This window comes from Gilliamella sp. wkB7 (genome assembly GCF_001693435.1).
Lineage (GTDB): Bacteria > Pseudomonadota > Gammaproteobacteria > Enterobacterales > Orbaceae > Gilliamella > Gilliamella apicola_N.
Window position 1 is genome coordinate 1,269,491 of the sequence record NZ_CM004509.1, and the last position, 24,106, is coordinate 1,293,596.

18 protein-coding genes, 3 tRNA genes and 3 rRNA genes are annotated in these 24,106 nt (G+C 36.9%); 7 read left to right on the forward strand and 17 right to left on the reverse strand.

Annotated features, from left to right (window positions below; translation table 11 throughout):
* Nucleotides 1-124: 124 nt before the first annotated feature.
* From ybgF to znuA, 7 genes are all read right to left on the reverse strand, one after another.
* Nucleotides 125-856: a tol-pal system protein YbgF gene (gene ybgF, locus A9G17_RS05485; RefSeq protein ID WP_176714257.1), complete on the reverse strand. Its 732-nt coding sequence runs from the start codon at nt 854-856 to the stop codon at nt 125-127.
* A 64-nt stretch (nt 857-920) separates the two neighbouring features.
* On the reverse strand, nt 921-1,406 hold the full coding sequence (gene pal / locus A9G17_RS05490) for a peptidoglycan-associated lipoprotein Pal (protein WP_065737855.1): 486 nt from the start codon (nt 1,404-1,406) through the stop codon (nt 921-923).
* A 167-nt stretch (nt 1,407-1,573) separates the two neighbouring features.
* Nucleotides 1,574-2,869: a Tol-Pal system beta propeller repeat protein TolB gene (gene tolB / locus A9G17_RS05495; protein ID WP_065739098.1), complete on the reverse strand. Its 1,296-nt coding sequence runs from the start codon at nt 2,867-2,869 to the stop codon at nt 1,574-1,576.
* Nucleotides 2,870-3,305: 436 nt separating this feature from the next.
* Nucleotides 3,306-4,115, reverse strand: a complete 810-nt coding sequence (gene mutM, locus A9G17_RS05500) for a bifunctional DNA-formamidopyrimidine glycosylase/DNA-(apurinic or apyrimidinic site) lyase (protein ID WP_065737856.1) — start codon at nt 4,113-4,115, stop codon at nt 3,306-3,308.
* Nucleotides 4,116-4,125: 10 nt separating this feature from the next.
* On the reverse strand, nt 4,126-6,450 hold the full coding sequence (gene mrcB, locus A9G17_RS05505) for a bifunctional glycosyl transferase/transpeptidase (RefSeq protein WP_065737857.1): 2,325 nt from the start codon (nt 6,448-6,450) through the stop codon (nt 4,126-4,128).
* 136 nt (nt 6,451-6,586) lie between these two features.
* Complete coding sequence (gene mepM, locus A9G17_RS05510) at nt 6,587-7,945, reverse strand: murein DD-endopeptidase MepM (protein ID WP_065737858.1); 1,359 nt, start codon at nt 7,943-7,945, stop codon at nt 6,587-6,589.
* A gap of 28 nt (nt 7,946-7,973) precedes the next feature.
* Nucleotides 7,974-8,933, reverse strand: coding sequence for a zinc ABC transporter substrate-binding protein ZnuA (gene znuA / locus A9G17_RS05515; protein ID WP_218059762.1), 960 nt, complete (start codon nt 8,931-8,933; stop codon nt 7,974-7,976).
* Nucleotides 8,934-9,026: 93 nt separating this feature from the next.
* Between znuA and znuC the strand changes: the two genes are divergently transcribed.
* From znuC to A9G17_RS05530, 3 genes are all read left to right on the forward strand, one after another.
* A complete protein-coding gene (znuC, locus tag A9G17_RS05520) occupies nt 9,027-9,773 on the forward strand; it encodes a zinc ABC transporter ATP-binding protein ZnuC (RefSeq protein WP_065737859.1) in 747 nt (248 codons plus the stop codon).
* Between the two features lie 31 nt (nt 9,774-9,804).
* A complete protein-coding gene (gene znuB / locus A9G17_RS05525) occupies nt 9,805-10,605 on the forward strand; it encodes a zinc ABC transporter permease subunit ZnuB (protein ID WP_065737860.1) in 801 nt (266 codons plus the stop codon).
* Between the two features lie 119 nt (nt 10,606-10,724).
* Nucleotides 10,725-12,248, forward strand: coding sequence for a YifB family Mg chelatase-like AAA ATPase (locus tag A9G17_RS05530; RefSeq protein WP_065737861.1), 1,524 nt, complete (start codon nt 10,725-10,727; stop codon nt 12,246-12,248).
* 5 nt (nt 12,249-12,253) lie between these two features.
* On the opposite strand, the gene A9G17_RS05535 is transcribed toward A9G17_RS05530, so the two are convergent.
* The 8 genes from A9G17_RS05535 to murI all read right to left on the reverse strand — a co-directional run bounded on the left by A9G17_RS05535 (nt 12,254) and on the right by murI (nt 19,155).
* Nucleotides 12,254-12,592, reverse strand: a complete 339-nt coding sequence (locus tag A9G17_RS05535; RefSeq protein ID WP_039129930.1) for a MaoP family protein — start codon at nt 12,590-12,592, stop codon at nt 12,254-12,256.
* 131 nt (nt 12,593-12,723) lie between these two features.
* Nucleotides 12,724-12,799, reverse strand: a tRNA-Trp gene (locus tag A9G17_RS05540).
* A gap of 8 nt (nt 12,800-12,807) precedes the next feature.
* A tRNA-Asp gene (locus tag A9G17_RS05545) sits at nt 12,808-12,884 on the reverse strand.
* 32 nt (nt 12,885-12,916) lie between these two features.
* A 5S ribosomal RNA gene (gene rrf, locus A9G17_RS05550) occupies nt 12,917-13,032 on the reverse strand.
* A 128-nt stretch (nt 13,033-13,160) separates the two neighbouring features.
* A 23S ribosomal RNA gene (locus A9G17_RS13405) occupies nt 13,161-16,058 on the reverse strand.
* Nucleotides 16,059-16,278: 220 nt separating this feature from the next.
* Nucleotides 16,279-16,354, reverse strand: a tRNA-Glu gene (locus tag A9G17_RS05560).
* A gap of 56 nt (nt 16,355-16,410) precedes the next feature.
* Nucleotides 16,411-17,948, reverse strand: a 16S ribosomal RNA gene (locus A9G17_RS13410).
* The 16S, 23S and 5S rRNA genes sit together here with 3 tRNA genes alongside, the layout of an rRNA operon.
* Nucleotides 17,949-18,330: 382 nt before the next feature.
* A complete protein-coding gene (gene murI, locus A9G17_RS05570; RefSeq protein ID WP_065737862.1) occupies nt 18,331-19,155 on the reverse strand; it encodes a glutamate racemase in 825 nt (274 codons plus the stop codon).
* A gap of 214 nt (nt 19,156-19,369) precedes the next feature.
* On the opposite strand from murI, the gene metK reads away from it, so the two are divergent.
* The 4 genes from metK to A9G17_RS05590 all read left to right on the forward strand — a co-directional run bounded on the left by metK (nt 19,370) and on the right by A9G17_RS05590 (nt 22,477).
* The gene (gene metK, locus A9G17_RS05575; RefSeq protein ID WP_065737863.1) at nt 19,370-20,521 is read left to right on the forward strand and encodes a methionine adenosyltransferase; all 1,152 of its coding nucleotides are present in this window, start codon (nt 19,370-19,372) and stop codon (nt 20,519-20,521) included.
* On the forward strand, nt 20,505-21,008 hold the full coding sequence (locus A9G17_RS05580) for a SprT family zinc-dependent metalloprotease (protein ID WP_065737864.1): 504 nt from the start codon (nt 20,505-20,507) through the stop codon (nt 21,006-21,008). The genes metK and A9G17_RS05580 overlap by 17 nt, the downstream gene beginning before the upstream one ends.
* Nucleotides 21,009-21,266: 258 nt before the next feature.
* Nucleotides 21,267-21,641: a hypothetical protein gene (locus tag A9G17_RS05585; protein ID WP_065737865.1), complete on the forward strand. Its 375-nt coding sequence runs from the start codon at nt 21,267-21,269 to the stop codon at nt 21,639-21,641.
* A complete protein-coding gene (locus tag A9G17_RS05590; RefSeq protein ID WP_065737866.1) occupies nt 21,635-22,477 on the forward strand; it encodes a 23S rRNA (adenine(2030)-N(6))-methyltransferase RlmJ in 843 nt (280 codons plus the stop codon). The genes A9G17_RS05585 and A9G17_RS05590 overlap by 7 nt, the downstream gene beginning before the upstream one ends.
* Before the next feature lie 111 nt (nt 22,478-22,588).
* Here A9G17_RS05590 and A9G17_RS05595 read toward each other — a convergent pair whose 3' ends face one another.
* Together A9G17_RS05595 and accA are read right to left on the reverse strand one after the other, a co-directional pair.
* Nucleotides 22,589-22,957 (reverse strand): diacylglycerol kinase, encoded by a 369-nt coding sequence (locus A9G17_RS05595; protein WP_065737867.1) that lies wholly within the window; start codon nt 22,955-22,957, stop codon nt 22,589-22,591.
* Between the two features lie 20 nt (nt 22,958-22,977).
* Nucleotides 22,978-23,937, reverse strand: a complete 960-nt coding sequence (gene accA, locus A9G17_RS05600; RefSeq protein WP_065737868.1) for an acetyl-CoA carboxylase carboxyl transferase subunit alpha — start codon at nt 23,935-23,937, stop codon at nt 22,978-22,980.
* Nucleotides 23,938-24,106 lie beyond the last annotated feature (169 nt).

Sequence of the window (24,106 nt, forward strand, 5' to 3'; positions counted from 1 at the left end):
ATGAAATCTTTATGCTTAATAACTAACGCTACAAGCGATTTCGGGTTGCTATAATACTTATAATTGCTAAGCAGCGCAACCCTTTTATTAGTATTTTAATTCAATAGCTGGTTATTTATACATTTCATTTAAGCGATGCTAATTTTTGCTTCGCAAGATCAACAACCTGTTTATCTTTAGCATATTTACTTATAACTTGTTGAAAAACGTTTTTAGCATTCTTTTTATCACCTTTATCCAATAAGATAACGCCCACTTTATAAAGACTATCAGCTGCTTTGGAAGAAGATGGATAATTTTTTACAACAGTAGCATAATAAAATGAAGCTTCATCGTTCTTTCCTTCCTTATAATAAAGTTGACCTAACCAATAATTAGCATTGGCTAAATAAGTTGATTTAGGATAATTCTTTATAAACTTTTGAAAGGCAGCTATTGTATCAGCATTTTGTTTATCATCATTAATAAATTGTACAATGAAGTCATAATCAGTTTTATCATTACCAGAATTTGTCCAGCTTGATAAATCTGATGGTGGTTGGTCTTCAGCATGAGAAGTAGGTAAAGATATACCCTCCTTGGATGGATTAGTATTAGAAGAGAGTCCTGTACCATTCATCAGTTGCTGAAGAATTATTTTTTGACGTTCTATAGTCTGATTAAGCTGGTATTGGGTTTCTTCTAATTGACCACGAAGTGTATCGACATCTGCTTGTAATTCACTAATCTTCTGTTGACTTTCAACTAATAATTGACCTTGTGCTTGAATCGTTCTTTCTAAATCTGAATTTCTTGCAGCACAATTATAACTATTTAATAGAAGAAATAAGAATGATATCAGTGCTTTTTTATGCATATTATTATACTCGGCGTGAACTTGACAAATAAACGGCCGCATAAACAGCCGTTACATAAACTAATTAGAAACCAGAGTATGTTATTACTGCACGACGGTTTTTAGAATAAGCTTCTTCGTCATGTCCTAATACAGCTGGTTTTTCTTTACCATAAGATACGATGTCCATTTGTCCACCAGGAACACCATTACCTTGTAGATATGATTTAACTGCATTCGCACGACGTTCGCCTAATGCAATATTGTATTCTGGCGTACCGCGTTCATCAGCATGGCCTTCAATTACAACTTTAATACCCGAATTCGCACGCATGAAAACTGCATGAGCATCTAATAATGTTGCATATTCTTGTTTAACATTATATTTATCAAAATCAAAATATACGATATTCATTTGTTGTAATTTACGAACTTGCTCTAAAATTTTTTGAGATGCATTAACAGTTGTAGTTCCACCTTCATCAGTAGTAGTTTTGTTTGAAGAACATGCAGTAACTGCCATTAGTGGTAAAGCAACCGCAGCTACTTTAAGAAAGTTAGAAAATTGCATTGTATTAACTCCTTTGTGTTTTAAAAAATATTACTTAATTATATCTCTTACTAATTATAAAAATAACACAATTTATCAATTAGAAATAATAGCGTTATATATTATAACGCTATTACATTTTGCACAATTTTAATATTCAGAATATAGAATAAATTTCAATCCTTTATTTATAAATATGGCGACCAAGCAGGGAATTTTACTTGTCCATCAGTCGCAGGTAGCTTAGCTTTAAAATTACCATCGGTTGAAACAAGATTCAAAATTGTGCCTAATCCTTGTGTTGAACTATAAATAATCATAGTTCCATTAGGTGCTATGCTTGGAGTTTCATCCAAAAATGAATCCGTCAATCGTTGATAAGTGTTTGTTTCTGTGTCATATCGAGTAATATGCTGTTCGCCGTTATTTGTCGAAATCATTGCAATAAAAGAACCATCAGGAGCTACACGGGCATTTTGATTTTGTGTGTTATCCCATGTTAAACGCTGCGGAGTACCACCATTGATATTAATGGTATAAAGTTGAGGACGACCTGCTTGGTCAGAAGTATAAACAATTGTTTGGCTATCTGGCATCCATGATGGTTCAGTATCATTGCTACGGCCTGATGTAATTTGAGTTAATTTCTTTGAACTCAAATCCATAATATATAAATTTAGGCTTCCATCTTTGGATAATGCAAAAGCTAATTTACTGCCATCAGGTGAAAAAGCAGGGGCACCATTATGTTTTGGAAAAGCTGCAATTGTTTGAACAGCACCGGTTTCTAATGATTTTACAACTAATGATGAACGACCACCTTCAAAAGTTACATAAGCAAGTTTTTTACCATCTGGTGACCATGTAGGAGACATTAATGGTTCTTTAGAACGGTGGACAGTCATTTGATCATATCCATCGTAATCAGACACTCTTAATTCGTGTGAAAAAGGCCCTCTGGTAGTTTTAACCACATAAGCAATACGAGTTCTAAAAGCGCCTTTTATACCTGTTAGTGATTCAAAAATTTCATCACTTGCCGTATGAGCTGCATAACGAATCCAACGTTTATCAATCGAATATTGATTTTGTGCTAAAACTGCACCAGGACGAGTAACGGTATCAATTAATTGATAATTAATTAAATATTTTCCAGAAGCATCAGGTTGAATGGAACCAATAACCACTGCTGAAACACCAAGTTGATCCCAAACAGCAGGAGTAACTTCTGAAGCAGTGGTTGGCTTTTGTGGCATATTATTAACATCAATAGGATTAAATTTACCACTATTGCGTAAATCTGAAGCAATAATATCTTCAATATTTTGTGGAGGTACACCCGATCCCGTCCACTTAAAGGGTACAACTGCTATCGGTTTGGCAGAACTAACGCCATCGGTGATAATAATGCGAACATCTGCATTAGCAATCATCGTATAAAATAAAACAAATAAAGTTATCAAAAAGCGACAAGCAAATTTGATCATCTTAAATTCCTTAATAAAAGCGAAATAAATTACATTAAAATCAATGCAAATTAGAAATAACGCGATTGAAACATCTTTGAAGTTTAATATTTTATCACTAATTAATTAGCGCTACATAATAAACTTTATAAAAGACAAATACTTTTATACTCTCAAAAGATATCCGATATCGCGTAACAAGTCTAGCCACTTCCAAGCAAAAACATTTCGAATATTTACTTCTTTGCTGCATTCCAATAATTAGCATTTCAGTTAGTAAACACTAATTAATTGAAAAATTGGTATGTATACTTATCTGCGTTGATGATGGTTTAAAGAAACAAAATAGATGTTATTTGTACAAATTTTAATTTTTTAGCCCAATTGGTTATTGATATTATTGTTAACTTACATCGACTGTTTTAAGTAACTAATTGCATAAAAAAATAGACAATTAGTTTTGGCATTGTTCACAATAGAACGTATTACGTTGCCCAATTTTTTGTGATTTTATTTCTGCATTACAAATATGACATTTTTCACCGTCTCTACCGTAAACTTGAAGTTCTTGAGCGAAATAACCTGGTTTTCCATCTGATTGCAGAAAATCTTTAAGCGTGGTACCACCTTGTGTAATTGATTTAGTAAGTACTTGCTTAATAGCATTAACTAATCTCTCAAATTCCACTAATTGTATAGAATTGACTTTTCGATTGGGATTAATTTTTGCCATGAACAATGATTCTGAAGCATAAATATTGCCAACGCCAACCACAATATGATTATCCATAATCCAACTTTTAATGGGTATTTTTCGGTTTTTTGCTTTATCAAATAAATAGTTTGCTGAAAACGCATCACTCAAAGGTTCTGGTCCCAAATGTTGCAATTGGAATACATCATCGAGTGAATTAGCCCAAAGCCAAGACCCAAAACGTCTTGGGTCTGTGTAACGTAATATCACACCATTTTCTAAAACCAAATCAATATGGTCATGTTTTTCAGCTTCTTGATGATTTTTTAAAATGCGTAAACTACCTGACATTCCTAAATGAATTACTATCCAGTTATAAGACAATTGTAACAACAGATATTTCGCACGTCTTTGAACATCTAAAATAACTTGTCCTTGAGCATTCTTAATTGCATCATCAACTGGCCAACGCAATTTAGGCTGTCGAACAATTATTTGTTTAATAGTCTGACCTTTCAAATAAGGTAAAATACCACGACGACTTGTTTCGACTTCTGGTAATTCAGGCATAGAGTCCTACTTAGTTATTTAACATTTCAGATACCCAAGATGGTGCCGATTTATCTGACACCGATTGGTTACTGCCAGAACACAAACCTTGGGGATTAGCGCTCCATACAGGCAACGTACGAACACCACTTCCACCACATTGCCACTGACCATTGCTATCAATTGGCATCATAAAAATATTTTGTGGCATGGGCAGTACTAATTTCTTAGGTGGATTATTTTGTAAATATTCACTATAAATTTTTAGCGCTCCCGTTGCTCCTGTTAATTTCATAGGAGAATGGTCATCAAGCCCAATCCAGATGACAGCAACATTTTTACCATCAATTCCTGTAAACCAACTATCTCGTGAATCGTTACTTGTCCCAGTTTTAGCAGCGAGTTTAAATGGTCCATATTTGGCTTTTAACGAACGCGATGTACCCGATTCAACGACCTGTTGCATTGCATAAGTTGTTAAATAAGCGGACTGTGCTGACACAGCTTGTAGTTGCTGTGGATAACTTTGATAAACCAACTTTCCTTTATCCGTTAATACATATCGGAGAATAGTTAATGGCGAACGTTGACCATTATTAGTAATAGTTTGAAACATCTGTGCTGTTTCTAATGGCGTTAATTCTAAAGCTCCAAGTAATCTTGATGGTAAATTAGGTATGCGATCTGCTGGTACACCTAATGCCTCTAAAGTATTTTTACTCGCATCAAGTCCTAATTCCATTCCTAGATTAACTGTTGGTACATTAAGTGAGAGTGCTAAAGCATCCACTAACATAACACGATCACGATATTTTCGGTCAAAATTTTTCGGTTCCCAGTAGCTTCCATTATCGACTTTAATTGACAGCGGATTATCATTAAGCCAACTATTAAGTTGATAATTATCTGGTTGTCCTAAAGCAGTCAAATAGGTTGAAGGTTTAGCTAAAGATCCAATTGATCGTCTTGTTAACCATGCTCGATTATAACCAGGATAACGTGGTTCAGCACTACCTATAATTGATCGAATTTCACCGGTTTCTCGACTAACAATAACCATTGCAGTTTGTAAATCTTTGTTCGTAGATTTACGTAATGATTCTATTTGATTGGTTACTGCTTGTTCGGCCGCTGCCTGAGCGACTGGATCAAAAGTAGTGAAGATCTTCATTCCTGAAAGATGATCAGCTTTATCTCCTAACTGCTTTCTCAGTTCACTGCGTACAACTTGCATAAATGCTGGTTGAGGAGAAATGACGCCTCCTTTGGGTAAAACAGAGAGTGGGCGCTGACTTAATAAATCATATAACTCATCATCAATAATACCTTGTTGTTGGGTAAGTTTTAAAACAATATTACGACGCTCAAGAACTTGTTTTGGTTGTGTCCAAGGGTTATAAAGTGATGCGCCTTTTACCATTCCAACTAAAACTGCTTGCTGATCTAATGTAAGCTCATTGACAGGACGTCCAAAATAATACAGGCTAGCTAGTGGAAAACCATGAATCTCTTCACTACCTGCTTGTCCAAAATAGACTTCATTTAGATATAATTCTAAAATTCTCTCCTTGCTATATCTGGCATCTAAAATCAATGCCATATAAGCTTCGCGGATCTTTCTGCTTAAGCTACGTTCATTAGTCAAAAAAAGATTTTTTACTGTTTGTTGCGTTAAGGTACTACCACCTTCGGTACGACCAGTTGTTAAATTAACAAAAATCGCACGTCCAATAGAGTATAAACTCACTCCATAATGATTATAAAAGCGCTTATCTTCAGTAGCTATTAAAGTTTGTATGAGTGAATCAGGAAATTCTTTTAATGGCACAAATAATCGCTGTTCACCATTAGGAGAATGCAGCATAGTAATTAATTTAGGATCAATGCGTAGTAACCCAAAATCACGTCCTGTATCTAAATTAGTGATACGATCAATATGGTTTTCATAAAATGAAATTTTGACACGAAATGCTTTTTCTTCACCATCAGGAAAAGTAAAAGGTCGACGATAAATTTGTACGGTATCGTTACTGACAATAAATTCGCCTGGGCGTGTTGCTTTGGTGTCTTGCTGTCGATATTGAGCCCCAACTAACATAGTTACTACATCACTTAAACTGTATTCACTATCAGGTTCAAGATCAATAATTTGACCATAAACTGCAGCTGGCAATTCCCAAACATTACCATCAATACGCTCTTTGATTTGCTGGTCAAGATAGATACCATAAATTATAGCTACAGCAGCAAAAACAAGAAAGACTTTAAACAGAAGCGACCAAAGCCGTCGCCATAAAGTCTTTTTCTTGACCTTTTTAGCGGATCTTTTTTTAGTTGTTTTGGTTGATTTATTCAAGCTACACCTAACATTTATTATTCAATCAAAATTAACCTTATAATAACATAATTTCTTAAGGATACCTTGACCTTCTTTTTGTTAAAAAGTTTCAGGAAATGGGTATGTTTTAGTATAAAATTAACCTATAAATTTTTTAAAAATTTAGCTGCGAGCGTATATCTTTAACTTTTGACAAAAATGCTTTTTTGGATTTACCAGTTAGCCCTTCTGAAATAGGTAAACTTGCTGTTAATGGATTAACAGGTTTATTATTAATATGTAACTCAAAGTGTAGATGAGGTCCTGTCGATCGCCCTGTGTTGCCTGATAGACCAATCTTATCACCTTGTTTAACTTGTTGACCAGGTTTTACCAATATTTTATCCAGATGCATATAAGTTGTCATATATTGACGACCATGACGAATAGCAATATAGTTACCCGCAGAACCACTGTACTTGGCAATAACCACTTCACCATTACCTACTGATAAAACAGGTGTTCCTCGGGATACGGCAAAGTCAACGCCATTGTGAGGAGTAACAATACCAGTAACAGGATTTAATCGACGTGGGTTAAATCCTGATGATACACGAGCCTGTTTTTCAAGAGGATATCGGAAAAAACTTTGTGATAAGCTGCCACCGTTAATATCATAATATTGACCATCATCAGCTAAAATAGCATAATAATCTTTGCTACCATTTTTAATGCGAACACCGATTAATTGACTATTAGACAAGCGTTTACCATGTACTTCGCGCGATAAAATTACCGAAAATTTATCACCAACTTTTAAACGACGAAAATCTAAGCGCCATTGCAAAGCCCGAGTGATAACTCCAATTTCACTACTTGTTAATCCACTTTTACGCGCATCAGCAACAAAACTGGTTTTTATATCCCCTTTTATAACTACATCCTGAGGTACCACTTCTACAGTTTCAGAACTTTCGATAAATTTATTGCCTGATTTTTCATAAATTCTGATATTGTTACTGGATATTATCCAACTAAAGCTTTGTAAATTATGGGAATCATCAGTAGTCCAACTAACTTGTTGGCCGATTCTTAAATTGGCTAACTGTTTAAAATTGGTTGTTAATTGGTAAACATCCCTTCTATTTATGTTATATCTTAGTAAAATATCATGTAAAGTATCACCCCGTGCAACAGTATATTGCACTGTGTTACCCTTATCTTCAATAATGTCATCTAACTCATCTTTAACTATTTCATCCTCAGGAACATCTGATGATTCAGTAATTTGATCTGTTGTTGACTTACCGCCAACAACTTCAATTCGAGCATCTCCAACAACTGAAGAATTAATATTATCTGTTACTGTCGTTTCAACTTGAGGAGTCAAAGGAACATATACCGTGCGTTCCAAATTAAGGGGCCGCCATAATACGGTAAATAAGATAACCACAAGAAGAACACCTAATAGTGAAAAATAGGGAAAATTAGATTTATTCTTTTCAATATCAGGGGATTCAATCTTACTTGCCAAAATTAACCTTAACTATTTATTATCTATATTACTTTTTATCTAAACAATCCAACAGTTGCTGTGTTAATCTTAATAAAAATTGTGAATAGGCATTTTTGGATAAAGTGATATCTGTACCCAAAGGATTCAATTCGCCAATACGAACATCTGTTCCATTCACTATTTTTTCAATAACTGCAGGGCTAAACTGTGGCTCTCTAAATACACATACTGCTTGATGTTCTTTTAATTCTCGTTTGATAGCATAAACGGTTTGAACACCGGGCTGTACTGCTGGATTTATGGTAAAACTACCTAGATTTTTTAATCCGAACTGTGATTCAAAATACCCATAGGCATCATGAAAAACAAAATATCCGCTATTTTGTACGTTAATAAGTTTTTTTGCAATGTTTTGTTCTGTTTCAGCTAGTTTAACGGCGAATTCGTTTAAATTTTCATCAATAATATCTTTTTTGTCGGGATATATAGTAATAAGTTTATCATGTACGGCTTGAGCAATCTCTTTGGCTATTTTTGGGGAAAGCCAAATATGCTCATCGTATTCACCATGATGATCATGATCAGAATCATTATTATGAGTATGGGTTTCATGTTGATCATGATTATTTGTACTGGTTCGTAGTAAACTTTTAATGGTGGGTATATCCATTAATTCTATTTGTTTGTCCTTATCAATACTTTTTAAAACTGTAGGCATGAATGTTTCTAAGTCCTCACCAACCCAAATAATCAATTCAGCTGTTTTTATTTTAGCTAAATCCGATGGTTTTAAAGAATATGTGTGAGGAGATGTTCCGTCAGGCAATAAAATATCAGTATTTGTTATGCCATCAGAAACCGCTTGAGTTATAAAAGCAATAGGTTTTACAGAGGAAATAATGTTTGCATTCGCATCTAAAATAAACCCATTAATAATGAGCAATGGACCTAGCATTTTTAAGAATCGCAATAATCGATTAGATTTAATTTGTGCATTTTTTTTCACATTATTATCCTATAGTTATAAATTATGGTAGAATAGATCACATTATTGTTATAGTATAACATAACATATAGGTGAGCAAGGACTTACGTTAATATGACTCAGCTAATTTCGCTAGATAATGTTTCGGTTGAAATAAAACATCAAAAAATAATACATAATGTTTCGTTATCAATTAGCACAAATCAAATTGTAACGTTACTTGGCCCAAATGGTGCAGGTAAATCAACATTAGTTAAAGTCATTTTGGGATTAATGCCTTATACATCAGGAAAGATAACTCGTTTAACTAACTTAACAATTGGTTATGTTCCACAATCCATCAAACTTAATCCGACCTTACCCATTACTGTAAAGCGTTTTATGTATTTGAATAAACAATTAAATAGTAAAAATGTTCTAAACATCCTATCTTTGGTAAAAGCAGAATATTTAATTGATAAATCAATGCATCAACTGTCTGGCGGTGAACTGCAAAGAGTTCTACTTGCTCAGGCGTTAGCTAAACGCCCCCAATTATTAATCCTAGATGAACCGACGCAGGGGGTAGATGTTAATGGACAGGTTTTATTATATGATTTAATTAGTAATGCGAAAACACAGTTTAATTGTGGTGTTTTAATGGTTTCACATGATCTACATTTGGTAATGGCTAAAACAGATGAAGTCATCTGCTTAAATCATCATATTTGTTGTTCAGGAACGCCAGCTAGTGTCTCAAATGATCCAGAATTTATTTCTCTTTTTGGTCAACAAGGTGCATCTCAAATCGCTGTTTATAAACATCATCACAATCATCAACATGATCTATGTAAACACACTAATGAACAGCAAAATAATTAAATAATCTTACCTAAAATTGGAAAAAAAGATAATGATTGAGTTACTATTACCATCTTTATTAGCGGGTTTATTTTTAACTACAGTAACAGGTCCGTTAGGTACATTTGTTGTATGGAGAAGAATGTCATATTTTGGTGATACTTTATCACATGCAGCTTTACTCGGTATTGCATTTGGTTTTCTACTCAACATAAATTTGTTTTATGCTGTTATTTTTATAACACTTTTACTTGCTATAGGATTACTTTGGCTGGAATCTCAAAAGCAATTGCCAATTGATACCTTACTTGGTATTTTGGCTCACAGTGCATTATCACTAGGCCTAGTAGTTATTAGCTTAATGAAGAATATACGTATTGACTTGATGGGATACTTATTTGGCGATCTTCTATCTGTAACATATTCTGATCTTTTTCAAATTATTATTTGTGTAATGCTTATTGGCACTTTACTACTTTGGCAATGGAATAATTTTTTATTCATTACTGTTAGTGAAGAATTAGCATTTAGTAACGGTATTAATATACAATTCACAAAATTGCTTTTAACCCTTTTATTAGCGTTTACAATAGGAATAGCAATGAAATTTGTAGGCGCACTTATTATCACATCGTTACTTATTATTCCTGCTGCAACAGCCAAATATTATTCAAAAACACCTGAATCTATGGCACTAATAGCAATAATTATCGGTATGTTATCTATCATTGGAGGATTATTATTTTCATTCATTTACGATACCCCAACAGGTCCATCCGTTGTGTTAAGTAACACTTGTCTATTTTTTATATCATTATTTATTTCGAGATTCTTGATTAGTGAAAAAGAGTAAATAACAGAAAAAATATCATATTTATTGCGAACAAAAACGCATAAATTTAATAATGAGATTTATGCATGACTAATATATAAATAAAGTGATAATAAATTTAAATGTTAAAGATTAAAATTATGTCACTTGCAACTATTTTCACTCGCGCATCCATTGGAATACAAGCTCCACAAATAAATGTAGAAGTTCATATTAGTAATGGATTACCTGGTTTTGTCCTAGTTGGTCTTCCTGAAGCAACTGTCAAAGAAGCAAAAGATCGTGTTAGAAGTGCAATCATCAATAGTGGATTTACTTTTCCTGCAAAAAAAATAACTGTAAATTTGTCGCCAGCCGATCTCCCAAAAGAAGGCAGTCGTTTTGATTTACCTATTGCTATTGCAATTCTTGCTGCAACACAACAAATTCCCTCTGATAATTTATCTAAATATGAATTTTTAGGAGAGCTTGCTTTATCTGGAGAAATTAGAGCAGTTAAAGGTGCTATACCCGCTGCACTTTCATCCCAAAAAAAGCAGCGTTCGCTAATAATATCAGCAGAGAATCAATCAGAAATATCTTTAATACAGCAAGGAAATACATTAATCACAAATAATTTAGTCGAGGTATGTCAACATTTGACACAAGAAATAAGCTTACCGTTAGTAGCTTATAGAGAATACCATAATGGTAATGATACGTTAGCTAATCTGCAGGATATTATTGGGCAAGAGCATGCTAAAAGAGCATTGGAAATAGCGGCCGCTGGAGGTCATAATTTATTATTAATAGGTCCGCCTGGAACAGGTAAAACAATGTTAGCAACGCGGTTAACATCATTACTACCTCCATTATCTGATGCAGAAGCACTAGAAAGTGCAGCAATTACTAGTTTGGTTAGTTCAAATGGATCAATTCAAAATTGGCGTAAACGCCCTTTCAGATCGCCTCATCATAGTGCTTCAATTGCAGCATTGGTTGGAGGGGGATCAATACCTAAACCTGGTGAAATATCACTAGCTCATAATGGAGTGTTATTTTTAGATGAACTTCCTGAATTTAATCGTAAAGTCCTTGATGCGTTAAGAGAACCTATTGAATCAGGTGAAATCATTATTTCAAGAGCAAATGCTAAAATAAAATTTCCAGCTAGGTTTCAACTTATAGCAGCAATGAATCCAAGTCCTACAGGGCACTATCAAGGAACGCATAACAGAACGACTCCTCAACAAATCATTCGTTATCTAAATCGACTGTCAGGACCTTTTTTAGATAGATTTGATATATCTATTGAAGTTCCACTTTTACCTAAAGGAGCATTGCGTCAGAGAGCAATAAAGAGTGAATCTACTGAAATAGTAAAAGAAAGAGTTTTACGAGCCAGAAACATTCAAATGGAAAGAAATAAAAAATTAAATAGTCAACTAACCTCTAATGACATTCAACTTTATTGTCAATTATCTGATGAAGATAATGAGTATTTAGAACAAGCTTTGATAAAATTAGGGCTTTCAGCTAGAGCATGGCATAGAATATTGAAAGTATCCCGCACTATTGCAGATTTAGAGCTATCAGAAAACATAGAACGAAAACATATTTCAGAAGCTTTAAGTTATCGTTCTATGGATCGTTTATTAATTCAATTACACAAAAATATTGGTTAAAAGAATTAATCATCACTATCTACGAAATCATCATTAACATCAACTTGAGGCTTACCGCCTGATAATGTATGAAAACGTTTCGGCTTATTTATACGGGATAAGTATTTTAACCATGCTTTTTCTAAATCAGTAGAAGGTTCTTTTTTTCCTTTACACACTGCTACAAATGACTTTTCGTCTGCTGTAACAGGCTTTCTTGTTTCTGCATCAAGATCCCTAAAAGCACAACCATATTTTTCTAAAATTTGTGCTTCTTTAATTGTGAAATCACCATGGCGAGAGAACCCCCTTGGATAATTCTTATTATCAAAAAAACGTTGTTGACTTACAAAACTTTCAGCCATTTTATATCCTCTAGATTGTAAAAGTATTTGGGCGGGAATTATAATTCACTAACTTAATCTGTAAACAAAAATTTTTTATTTATGTTAGTAAAAGTTACCGAACGGCTAAAATTAGAACAAATCATCATTTTTGGCAGGGGCGGAGAGTCTCGAACTCCCAACACCCGGTTTTGGAGACCGGTGCTCTACCAATTGAACTACGCCCCTAAATAAGGTGGCGGAACGGACGGGGCTCGAACCCGCGACCCCCTGCGTGACAGGCAGGTATTCTAACCAACTGAACTACCGCTCCACCGAATTTGGTATGTATATATAAATTTAAAAGTCTGGCGGCTCCCTACTCTCACATGGGTAATACCCACACTACCATCGGCACTTCGGCGTTTCACTTCTGAGTTCGGCATGGGGTCAGGTGGGACCACCGCGCTATTACCGCCAGACATATTCTGTCTTCTCTTTCTCTCAATCAGTGCATTATCTCATATCTGCACTCATCTCTCAATCCGGAACAAACTGTTCGATTATCTCATAATCAACTACTCGCGTATCCAAAACAACTCCGAGTTGTAAGGTTAAGACTCTCGGTTCATTAGTATCAGTTAGCTCAATGTATCACTACACTTACACACCTGACCTATCTACGTCTTAGTCTCAAACGGACCTTACTGACTCTCATCAGGGAAAACTCATCTCGAGGCTAGTTTCGTACTTAGATGCTTTCAGCACTTATCTATTCCGCACGTAGCTACCGGGCAATGCAATTGGCATCACAACCCGAACACCAGCGGTGCGTTCACTTCGGTCCTCTCGTACTAGAAGCAAACCCTCTCAATTTTCCTACGCCCATGGCAGATAGGGACCGAACTGTCTCACGACGTTCTAAACCCAGCTCGCGTACCACTTTAAACGGCGAACAGCCGTACCCTTGGGACCTACTTCAGCCCCAGGATGTGATGAGCCGACATCGAGGTGCCAAACACCGCCGTCGATATGAACTCTTGGGCGGTATCAGCCTGTTATCCCCGGAGTACCTTTTATCCGTTGAGCGATGGCCCTTCCATTCAGAACCACCGGATCACTATGACCTACTTTCGTACCTGCTCGAGCCGTCACTCTCGCAGTCAAGCTAGCTTTTGCCATTGCACTAACCTCCTGATGTCCGACCAGGATTAGCTAACCTTCGTGCTCCTCCGTTACTCTTTGGGAGGAGACCGCCCCAGTCAAACTACCCACCAGACAGTGTCCCTTACCTCGATTCAGAAGTATAGGTTAGAACATCAAACATTAAAGGGTGGTATTTCAAGGTCGACTCCATGCATACTGGCGTACACACTTCTTAGTCTCCCACCTATCCTACACATTAAGGCTCAATGTTCACTGTCAAGCTATAGTAAAGGTTCACGGGGTCTTTCCGTCTTGCCACGGGTACACCGCATCTTCACGGCAATTTCAATTTCACTGAGTCTCGGGTGGAGACAGCCTGGCCATCATTACGCCATTCGTGCAGGTCGGAACTTACCCGACAAGGAATTTCGCTACCTTAGGACCGTTATAGTTACGGCCGCCGTTTACTGGGGCTTCGATCAAGAGCTTCTGCTTACGCATAACCCCATCAATTAACCTTCCAGCACCGGGCAGGCGTCACACCGTATACGTCCACTTTCGTGTTTGCACAGTGCTGTGTTTTTATTAAACAGTTGCAGCCAGCTGGTATCTTCGACTGAGTTCACCTCCGTCCGCGTGGGACTTCAATTACAATCAGCGTGCCTTCTCCCGAAGTTACGGCACCATTTTGCCTAGTTCCTTCACCCGAGTTCTCTCAAGCGCCTTAGTATTCTCTACCTGACCACCTGTGTCGGTTTCGGGTACGATTAACTATAACCTGAAGCTTAGAGGATTTTCCTGGAAGCAGGGCATCAATTACTTCACTACCTTAGTAGCTCGTCATCACGCCTCAGGGTCTCAGTGACCGGATTTGCCTAATCACACCCCTACACGCTTAACCCACCATCCAATAGGTGGTAAACCTAGCCTTCTTCGTCCCCCCATCGCAGTTATAGCCAGTACGGGAATATTAACCCGTTTCCCATCAGATACGCCCTTCGGCCTCTCCTTAGGGGTCGACTCACCCTGCCCCGATTAACGTTGGACAGGAACCCTTGGTCTTCCGGCGAGCGGGCTTTTCACCCGCTTTATCGTTACTTATGTCAGCATTCGCACTTCTGATACCTCCAGCATACCTCACAATACACCTTCAACGGCTTACAGAACGCTCCCCTACCCAACACACTTTCGTGCGCTGCCGCAGCTTCGGTGCATAGTTTTAGCCCCGTTACATCTTCCGCGCAGGCCGACTCGACTAGTGAGCTATTACGCTTTCTTTAAATGATGGCTGCTTCTAAGCCAACATCCTAGCTGTCTAAGCCTTCCCACTTCGTTTCCCACTTAACTATGACTTTGGGACCTTAGCTGGCGGTCTGGGTTGTTTCCCTCTTCACGACGAACGTTAGCACCCGCCGTGTGTCTCCCATGATTAAACTTGTCAGTATTCGTAGTTTGCATCGGGTTGGTAAGCCGGGATGGCCCCCTAGCCGAAACAGTGCTCTACCCCAACAGTTACTCATGAGGCGCTACCTAAATAGCTTTCGGGGAGAACCAGCTATCTCCCGGTTTGATTGGCCTTTCACCCCCAGCCACAGGTCATCCGCTAATTTTTCAACATTAGTCGGTTCGGTCCTCCAGTTAGTGTTAACCAACCTTCAACCTGCCCATGGCTAGATCACCGGGTTTCGGGTCTATACCCTGCAACTTAACGCACAGTTAATACTCGGTTTCCCTTCGGCTCCCCTATTCGGTTAACCTCGCTACAGAATATAAGTCGCTGACCCATTATACAAAAGGTACGCAGTCACTATTACCCAACGGTAACAGCTCCCACTGATTGTACGTACACGGTTTCAGGGTCTATTTCACTCCCCTCCCGGGGTTCTTTTCGCCTTTCCCTCACGGTACTGGTTCACTATCGGTCAATCAGGAGTATTTAGCCTTGGAGGATGGTCCCCCCTTCTTCAGACAGGATATCACGTGTCCCGCCCTACTCTATAAGCTTCCACATCATGCATTTTCATGTACGGGACTTTCACCCTCTATCGTGCGACTTTCCAGACGCTTCCATTAATACATCATGCTACCCGCTTGGGCTTCTCCCCTTTCGCTCGCCGCTACTCAGGGAATCTCGGTTGATTTCTTTTCCTCGGGGTACTTAGATGTTTCAGTTCTCCCGGTTCGCCTCATCTGACTATGAATTCATCAGATGATAGTGCAGTCACCTGCACTGGGTTTCCCCATTCGGACATCAACGGTTATAGCGCCTTTTATCGACTTACCGTTGCTTTTCGCAGATTAACACGTCCTTCTTCGCCTCTGATTGCCTAGGCATCCACCGTGTACGCTTAATTTCTTAACCTTACAACTCACAGTTGTCTTGGTTTTCATTACGCTTTTTTCTCTTTCTTATGCCAAACCAACATATCTTCATACATCAGCTCAACATAAAAACGAGAACTCGTTTCTTTCAGCTTGTTCCTAATTGTTAAAGAGCTTTATACTTCTATTCACTTTACCATCTCACGACTTCAAGTAAATACAAACATAATTTTACTAAGAAGCAATTTCATCACATTTTATGGCGTCCCCTAGGGGATTCGAACCCCTGTTACCGCCGTGAAAGGGCGATGTCCTAGGCCTCTAGACGAAGGGGACTTAATTACTTCTTCTTTATAAACAAACAATCTGTGTGAACACTTACGAGCTCTTCGTAAGGAGGTGATCCAACCGCAGGTTCCCCTACGGTTACCTTGTTACGACTTCACCCCAGTCATGGACCACACCGTGGTAAACGCCCCCCCGAAGGTTAAGCTATCTACTTCTGGTGCAACCCACTCCCATGGTGTGACGGGCGGTGTGTACAAGGCCCGGGAACGTATTCACCGTGACATTCTGATTCACGATTACTAGCGATTCCGACTTCATGGAGTCGAGTTGCAGACTCCAATCCGGACTTAGACGTACTTTATGAGGTCCGCTTGCTCTCGCGAGGTCGCCTCCCTTTGTATACGCCATTGTAGCACGTGTGTAGCCCTGGTCGTAAGGGCCATGATGACTTGACGTCGTCCCCACCTTCCTCCGCTTTATCAACGGCAGTCTCCTTTGAGTTCCCGGCCGAACCGATGGCAACAAAGGATAAGGGTTGCGCTCGTTGCGGGACTTAACCCAACATTTCACAACACGAGCTGACGACAGCCATGCAGCACCTGTCTCACAGTTCCCGAAGGCACTCTCGCATCTCTGCAAGATTCTGTGGATGTCAAGACCAGGTAAGGTTCTTCGCGTTGCATCGAATTAAACCACATGCTCCACCGCTTGTGCGGGCCCCCGTCAATTCATTTGAGTTTTAACCTTGCGGCCGTACTCCCCAGGCGGTCGATTTATCGCGTTAGCTTCGGAGCCCATCACTCTAGGCAACAAACTCCAAATCGACATCGTTTACAGCGTGGACTACCAGGGTATCTAATCCTGTTTGCTCCCCACGCTTTCGCATCTCAGCGTCAGTATCTGTCCAGAAGGCCGCCTTCGCCACCGGTATTCCTCCACATCTCTACGCATTTCACCGCTACACGTGGAATTCTACCTTCCTCTACAATACTCTAGTTAACCAGTTTTAAGTGCAATTCCTAGGTTGAGCCCAGGGCTTTCACACCTAACTTAATTATCCGCCTACATGCCCTTTACGCCCAGTCATTCCGATTAACGCTCGCACCCTCCGTATTACCGCGGCTGCTGGCACGGAGTTAGCCGGTGCTTCTTCTGTAATTAACGTCAATTGATGCACCTATTAGATACACCACCTTCCTCATTACCGAAAGTACTTTACAACCCGAAGGCCTTCTTCATACACGCGGCATGGCTGCATCAGGGTTCCCCCCATTGTGCAATATTCCCCACTGCTGCCTCCCGTAGGAGTCTGGACCGTGTCTCAGTTCCAGTGTGGCTGGTCATCCTCTCAGACCAGCTAGAGATCGTCGCCTTGGTAAGCCATTACCCTACCAACCAGCTAATCCCATATGGGTTCATCAAATGGCGCATGGCCCGAAGGTCCCATGCTTTGGTCTCTCAACTTTATGCGGTATTAGCAGTCGTTTCCAACTGTTGTCCCCCTCCATTCGGCAGATCCCCATACTTTACTCACCCGTCCGCCACTCGTCATCAAGTGCAAGCACTCATGTTACCGTTCGACTTGCATGTGTTAAGCCTGCCGCCAGCGTTCAATCTGAGCCATGATCAAACTCTTCAATTTAAAGTTTGATGCTCAATAACTGTCTCTGACATATTCAAATGAATCTTCAGTGTCACTTATCAAGACTTAATTTTTTAGTCCGTAGACTTTAATCTTTCGTCTCGCAAGTGCCCACACAGATTGTCTGTTTCTTCTTTTTAAAGAGCTGACAGCTTTTTAAGTTAACTAAATGTTTTGTTATTTAGTTTGCTGTCTCAAGGGCTGCGTATACTACGCTATACCTTCTTATTCGTCAAGATCTTTTTTCAAAATTTTTGACCTTGCTCACTCACACCTTTTTCGTCTGCTTGTCGCTGACGCCGTGTCAGTGGATGCGCATTATAGGCATTTCATTTTTTTTGGCAAGTGAAAAAGTTTAAATATTTATTCGTTCGAATAACCTTTATACACATAAAATATTAATGCATTGATATTTATCGAGATTGTATTTAGTTAATTTTTTAATCAATTTTTCAACAGAATCATTGTATGTCGTACTTAATATAATATTTTCTTTCTTAAATGAAGATATTTTGTTTGCGTCATATTTATCTTTTAATAAATTATATACTCGTGTTGCAATTGCATAACCTGAATCAATAAAGTTTACTTGAGGAAAAATCATCTGCAATTCTTCTTTAATAAAAGGATAATGAGTACATCCAAGAACAATTGTGTCAGGAATAGTTTGTAAACTAAGCCATGGATGCATCAACTCTTTTAAATATTGCATATCTACAGCAATACCTTGTAATTTATTTTCTGCTATAAGTGCTAATTCAGATAGACCTAATAATTCAACAGAACAATGATTAGCAAATTGTTTAATTAAATTTGTTGTGTAGGCCCTTTCAATGGTTGCTTTTGTTGCTAATAATCCTATGCATTTATTCTTTGTTAGTAAGCTTGCAGGTTTAATAGCAGGTACCACACCCACTACAGGAAAAAGAAATTTGGCACGCAGGCTAGGTAGACAAATTGTACTAGCAGTATTGCATGCAATTACCGCTAAATCAATTTGTTGGAACTTAGTAATGGTTTTAATTACAGAATTAACTCTATTAACTAGAAACTCTGGCGATTTATCACCATAGGGAAACATTTCATTATCAAACGCATAAATATAATGCGCATTAGGCATTTTATTGTAAATTTCATTATAAACAGATAATCCACCAATGCCAGAATCAAACACTAACACCACAGGAGATTGTTTTATAATATTCATAGTAGGTTAAACTTTATTAGATAATAAATAGAAAACGCGCAATATCGTAAATTGAATAGAAATTAATGCAAGTAATTTTATCTTTATTAAAATTTCTTCAATATTTTATAGTTATTAAGATAGACGTCTAGATGGTAAAACTGCTAAGATAGATTACCTAAAATTAGGTATTATATTTCGATTACTAAACACAATTAAGTTAAGAAGGTATTTTATGTCAGAATTTTTATTCACATCTGAATCTGTTTCAGAAGGTCATCCAGATAAAATTGCCGATCAAATATCTGATGCTGTACTTGATGCGATTTTAAAGCAAGATCCAAAGGCTCGTGTTGCTTGTGAGACATATGTAAAAACAGGTATGGCATTAGTTGGTGGTGAAATTACGACTTCTGCATGGGTAGATATAGAAGAATTAACAAGAAAAACAATTAATGATATTGGTTATACTAGTTCAGAAATGGGATTTGATGCAAATTCTTGTGCCGTATTAAATGCAATTGGTAAACAATCTCCTGATATTAATCAAGGCGTAGATAGAGAAGATCCATTAGAACAAGGTGCCGGTGACCAAGGTATCATGTTTGGTTATGCTACTAATGAGATGCCTAATCTAATGCCTGCTGCGATCAGCTATGCTCATGATTTGATGCGCCGCCAAGCTGAAGTTAGAAAAAATGGTACGCTTCCGTGGTTAAGACCTGATGCAAAAAGCCAAGTCACATTAATTTATCAAAATGGACAAATAAAAGGCGTCGATACCATCGTTTTATCAACCCAACATTCAGATGGTATTGAACAAAAGGTAATACAAGAAGCTGTAATGGAGGAAATCATTAAACCAACATTGCCTGCCGAATGGTTAACCTCAAGAACTAAATATTTTATTAATCCAACTGGGCGTTTTGTTATTGGGGGACCAATGGGAGATTGTGGATTAACTGGTCGAAAAATCATTGTAGATACTTATGGTGGTGCAGCCCGTCATGGTGGTGGAGCTTTTTCAGGAAAAGATCCTTCAAAGGTTGATCGCTCAGCGGCTTATGCAGCAAGATATGTTGCTAAAAATCTGGTGGCAGCAGGGCTTGCTGATAAATGTGAATTACAAATTTCTTATGCAATTGGTGTTGCTAAGCCTACTTCTGTTTATGTTAATACTTTTGGTACTGAGAAAATTGGACACGATAAAATTGTTTCGTTAATCAAAGAATTTTTTGATTTAAGACCTTATGGGCTAATTCAAATGCTTGATCTGATTCAACCAATTTATCAAAAAACTGCAACCTATGGTCATTTCGGTCGAGATATATTTCCTTGGGAAAAAACCGATAAAGCAGCACTACTTCGCGATGCAGCAGGATTATAAACGCATACCAATTTATTTACATAATCAGGTAATGGCTTGTTTAAGGGAATACTTACTTCAAGCCAATCAACTGCTACACACTGAATATAAAGAACCAAAAATTAGTTATAAATCAAAAGGCAGCATAGCAGGCAGTGCAGTATTAAATCGTTGGGAAATTCAACTTAACATCACAATGCTTTGTGAAAATGAGGAAAATTTTATTGAGGAGGTTGTTCCTCATGAATTAGCTCATCTTATTACCTTTCAAATCTATGGAAAAGTAAAACCTCATGGTAAAGAATGGCAATATATCATGTCAGAAATAATGAAGAAGCCTCCTAAAGTTACCCATAATTTTAATTTTAAACGTTACGAGTATGTATATATATGTGATTGCCAGGAACATTATTTATCACCAATACGACATAATAAAATTAAAAAGAATAAAACTAGTTATCAATGTCGTAAATGCGGTACTATACTTAAACTTAAAAATATTATTTAATTATTAAAATAAATTATGCCTAAATTTGATACACACTTTTACAAAAGCTCTATGTTTATTGTGATTCTGAGCTTTTTTCTATATATTACAGGTAACTTTTGGCTTCCGTTATACAATAAATTAACTGTTAGCTTAGTTGAACATTTACAGTCATTATTCTTATTATTTATGTGTTGTTACACATATCATTATGCTAAAAGCGTTAAGAATCATTCAACCCTTTTTAAATTCTGGATTTGGACAATTTTTTGGTGGTTTATGCTTTTTGGTCGGGGCATTAGCTGGGGACGTGATTTTTTCCCTGATGTTCCTCGTATTTATTATAAAATTATTGCCAGTATTATCATTGCAATCCCATTATTAACTATATTTTTGCCAACTATTCGTCAAGAAATAGTTCGTCGATATAAATATGAGACAATTCCCGTTTGGCATTTATTTTTTGCATTTCTTTTTTTAGGTATTGCTGACGTTGCTGAACATAGACGTTTAGGATATGAATTTTTAGTTTTAGAACCTACTCGAAAAGATCTAATTGAAGAGTTGATGGAAATACCATGTCTTTTAAGTTTAGCATTAACAACTTTCTATATGCAGAAAAATGAACAAAAGAGGTTAAATAAGTCATGTTAAGCTATCGGCATAGCTATCACGCAGGAAACCATGCAGATGTATTAAAACATATTGTATTAACGTTATGCATCAACGCATTAAAAGAAAAAGAAAAACCTTTTTTATATTTAGATACACATTCTGGTGCTGGTAGATATTTGTTGAAAAGTGAGCATTCGGAAAAAACTGGAGAATATTTATCAGGGATTAATCTGCTATGGCAACAACCTAATATACCGGAATTGCTTAACACTTATCTATCTGTAATAAAAAGGTATAATCCTTTTAGTGAATTAAAATATTATCCAGGATCACCTTTAATTGCTAAACAATTATTACGACAACAAGACAAGCTTAATTTAACAGAATTACATCCTACAGATTATCCATTATTACGTCAGGAATTTAGTAAAGATAAAAGAGCAAAAGTGTTACGTGAAGATGGTTTTGCACAATTAAAATCTAAGTTACCACATGAGTTTCGTCGTGGGATTATTTTAATTGATCCGTCTTATGAAATTAAAGACGATTATAAAATAATACCTAAAGCATTATTTGAAGCTTATAAACGTTTTGCAACGGGTGTTTATCTAATTTGGTATCCAGTTGTATCACGAACACAAACTCAAAAAATGATCGATAGTATTATTGAATTAGGAATTAGACGAATTTCACAATTTGAATTAGCAATAAAACCAGATAATAATCAAAAAGGTATGACTGCTTCAGGAATGTTAGTGATTAATCCGCCATGGAAATTGCATGAACAAATGCAAACAATATTACCATGGCTAAAAAATACCTTAGATGTTGAGAAAACTGGTAGTTTTATTGTACAAGAGCTGGTTTCGGAATAATATCAATTTTACTAAAAATGCGAGTAACGATCTCGCATTTTTAATATGAATGTCTATAGTAAATTTACTTTTTGTCTAAATGTTTTAGGAAAACACCACATTTAAGTAATTTTAAGAAAAAAAATGACAAGAAAATAGATAAATCCATAAAATAATAGTCAATAACAGTGACATGAATACTGCCGCAGAACCATAGTCCTTTGCTCTTCCAGATAATTCATGTCTCTCACTACCGATTCGATCAACAACGCATTCAATAGCACTGTTAAGCAATTCTACAATCATAACAAAACCTATTGAACCAAGTAATAGAATTCGCTCATAGATGGTAAAATCTATTAACATAACTATAACATAAGCTACCAACAACAAAATCAGCTCTTGTCGAAATGCCGTTTCATATATAATTGCAGATTTAAAACCTTTTAAAGAATACTTTGTGGCATTAATAATGCGCTGTAATCCTGTCGATTTTTCCATTATAAATTCCAAATTTAAAATTATCTCACATAACCATAGTTCATTAATCGTTGAAACCTTCTTTCAAGTAAAGCCGATAAATCCATATTTTCAAGTTCATCAAGATCATTAAGCAATTGTTTTTTTAATGATGCAGCTACTTTTACATAATCACGGTGAGCCCCACCAAGTGGCTCTGGTACAATTGCATCAATAAGATTTAGTTTAAGTAATTTATCAGCGGTCATGTTCATTGCTTCAGCCGCTACAGATGCTTTATCAGCACTTTTCCATAAAATAGATGCACAACCTTCAGGCGAAATAACCGAATAAGTACTATATTGCATCATATTAACTTTATCTGATACGCCAATAGCAAGTGCACCTCCAGACCCACCTTCACCAATAACAGTGCAAATGGTAGGTACTTTAAGACGTGACATTTCTCGCAAATTCCTGGCAATGGCCTCAGCTTGGCCACGTTCTTCCGCTCCAATTCCAGGATATGCGCCAGGAGTATCAATAAAAGTAATAATAGGTAATTTAAAACGCTCCGCTAATTGCATTAGCCTTAATGCTTTGCGATAACCTTCTGGGGCAGGCATACCAAAGTTACGATATATCTTCTGTTTGGTTTCTCTCCCCTTTTGATGTCCGATAACCATAACTGTACGTTCATCAATACGAGCTATACCACCAACTATTGCTTTATCATCGGCATATGCACGATCACCGGCCAACTCATCAAAATCAGTGAAAATTTCTTTTATGTAATCTAGTGTATAGGGTCTATTGGGGTGTCTAGCTAATTGTGCGACATCCCAAGGCGATAGGTTTGCAAATATTTTTTTTGTTAACTCGCGGCTTTTTCGATTTAATTGTTTAATCTCTTTATCTAAATTTAGATCTAATTCAACTTGTTGAGAATCAATATTCTTTAAGGAATTAATTTTTGCTTCTAATTCCGCTATCGGCTTTTCAAATTCCAAAAAATTGTTCATAACGCTTATGATTGCCTCTTATTTTATTTGTATTTCCTAAAAAATACATTATTAACTACAGTATACTGACTATTTCTTAAGATAAAATTAAATCAATTCTACTATGTAATACTTATTGAAGTCACCAACATTTATATCAATTTACTTCAATTATCCAAAAATAAAGTCA

Excerpts from the sequence above, each read along its gene's own strand:
- A9G17_RS05530 (WP_065737861.1), top strand. The coding sequence starts at position 10,725 with ATGTCACTTGCAACTATTTTCACTCGCGCATCCATTGGAATACAAGCT.
- A9G17_RS05535 (WP_039129930.1), bottom strand. The coding sequence starts at position 12,592 with ATGGCTGAAAGTTTTGTAAGTCAACAACGTTTTTTTGATAATAAGAAT.
- pal (WP_065737855.1), bottom strand. The coding sequence starts at position 1,406 with ATGCAATTTTCTAACTTTCTTAAAGTAGCTGCGGTTGCTTTACCACTA.
- mutM (WP_065737856.1), bottom strand. The coding sequence starts at position 4,115 with ATGCCTGAATTACCAGAAGTCGAAACAAGTCGTCGTGGTATTTTACCT.
- accA (WP_065737868.1), bottom strand. The coding sequence starts at position 23,937 with ATGAACAATTTTTTGGAATTTGAAAAGCCGATAGCGGAATTAGAAGCA.
- znuB (WP_065737860.1), top strand. The coding sequence starts at position 9,805 with ATGATTGAGTTACTATTACCATCTTTATTAGCGGGTTTATTTTTAACT.
- A9G17_RS05580 (WP_065737864.1), top strand. The coding sequence starts at position 20,505 with ATGCAGCAGGATTATAAACGCATACCAATTTATTTACATAATCAGGTA.
- murI (WP_065737862.1), bottom strand. The coding sequence starts at position 19,155 with ATGAATATTATAAAACAATCTCCTGTGGTGTTAGTGTTTGATTCTGGC.
- A9G17_RS05585 (WP_065737865.1), top strand. The coding sequence starts at position 21,267 with ATGCTTTTTGGTCGGGGCATTAGCTGGGGACGTGATTTTTTCCCTGAT.
- znuC (WP_065737859.1), top strand. The coding sequence starts at position 9,027 with ATGACTCAGCTAATTTCGCTAGATAATGTTTCGGTTGAAATAAAACAT.
- ybgF (WP_176714257.1), bottom strand. The coding sequence starts at position 856 with ATGCATAAAAAAGCACTGATATCATTCTTATTTCTTCTATTAAATAGT.
- A9G17_RS05590 (WP_065737866.1), top strand. The coding sequence starts at position 21,635 with ATGTTAAGCTATCGGCATAGCTATCACGCAGGAAACCATGCAGATGTA.
- metK (WP_065737863.1), top strand. The coding sequence starts at position 19,370 with ATGTCAGAATTTTTATTCACATCTGAATCTGTTTCAGAAGGTCATCCA.
- A9G17_RS05595 (WP_065737867.1), bottom strand. The coding sequence starts at position 22,957 with ATGGAAAAATCGACAGGATTACAGCGCATTATTAATGCCACAAAGTAT.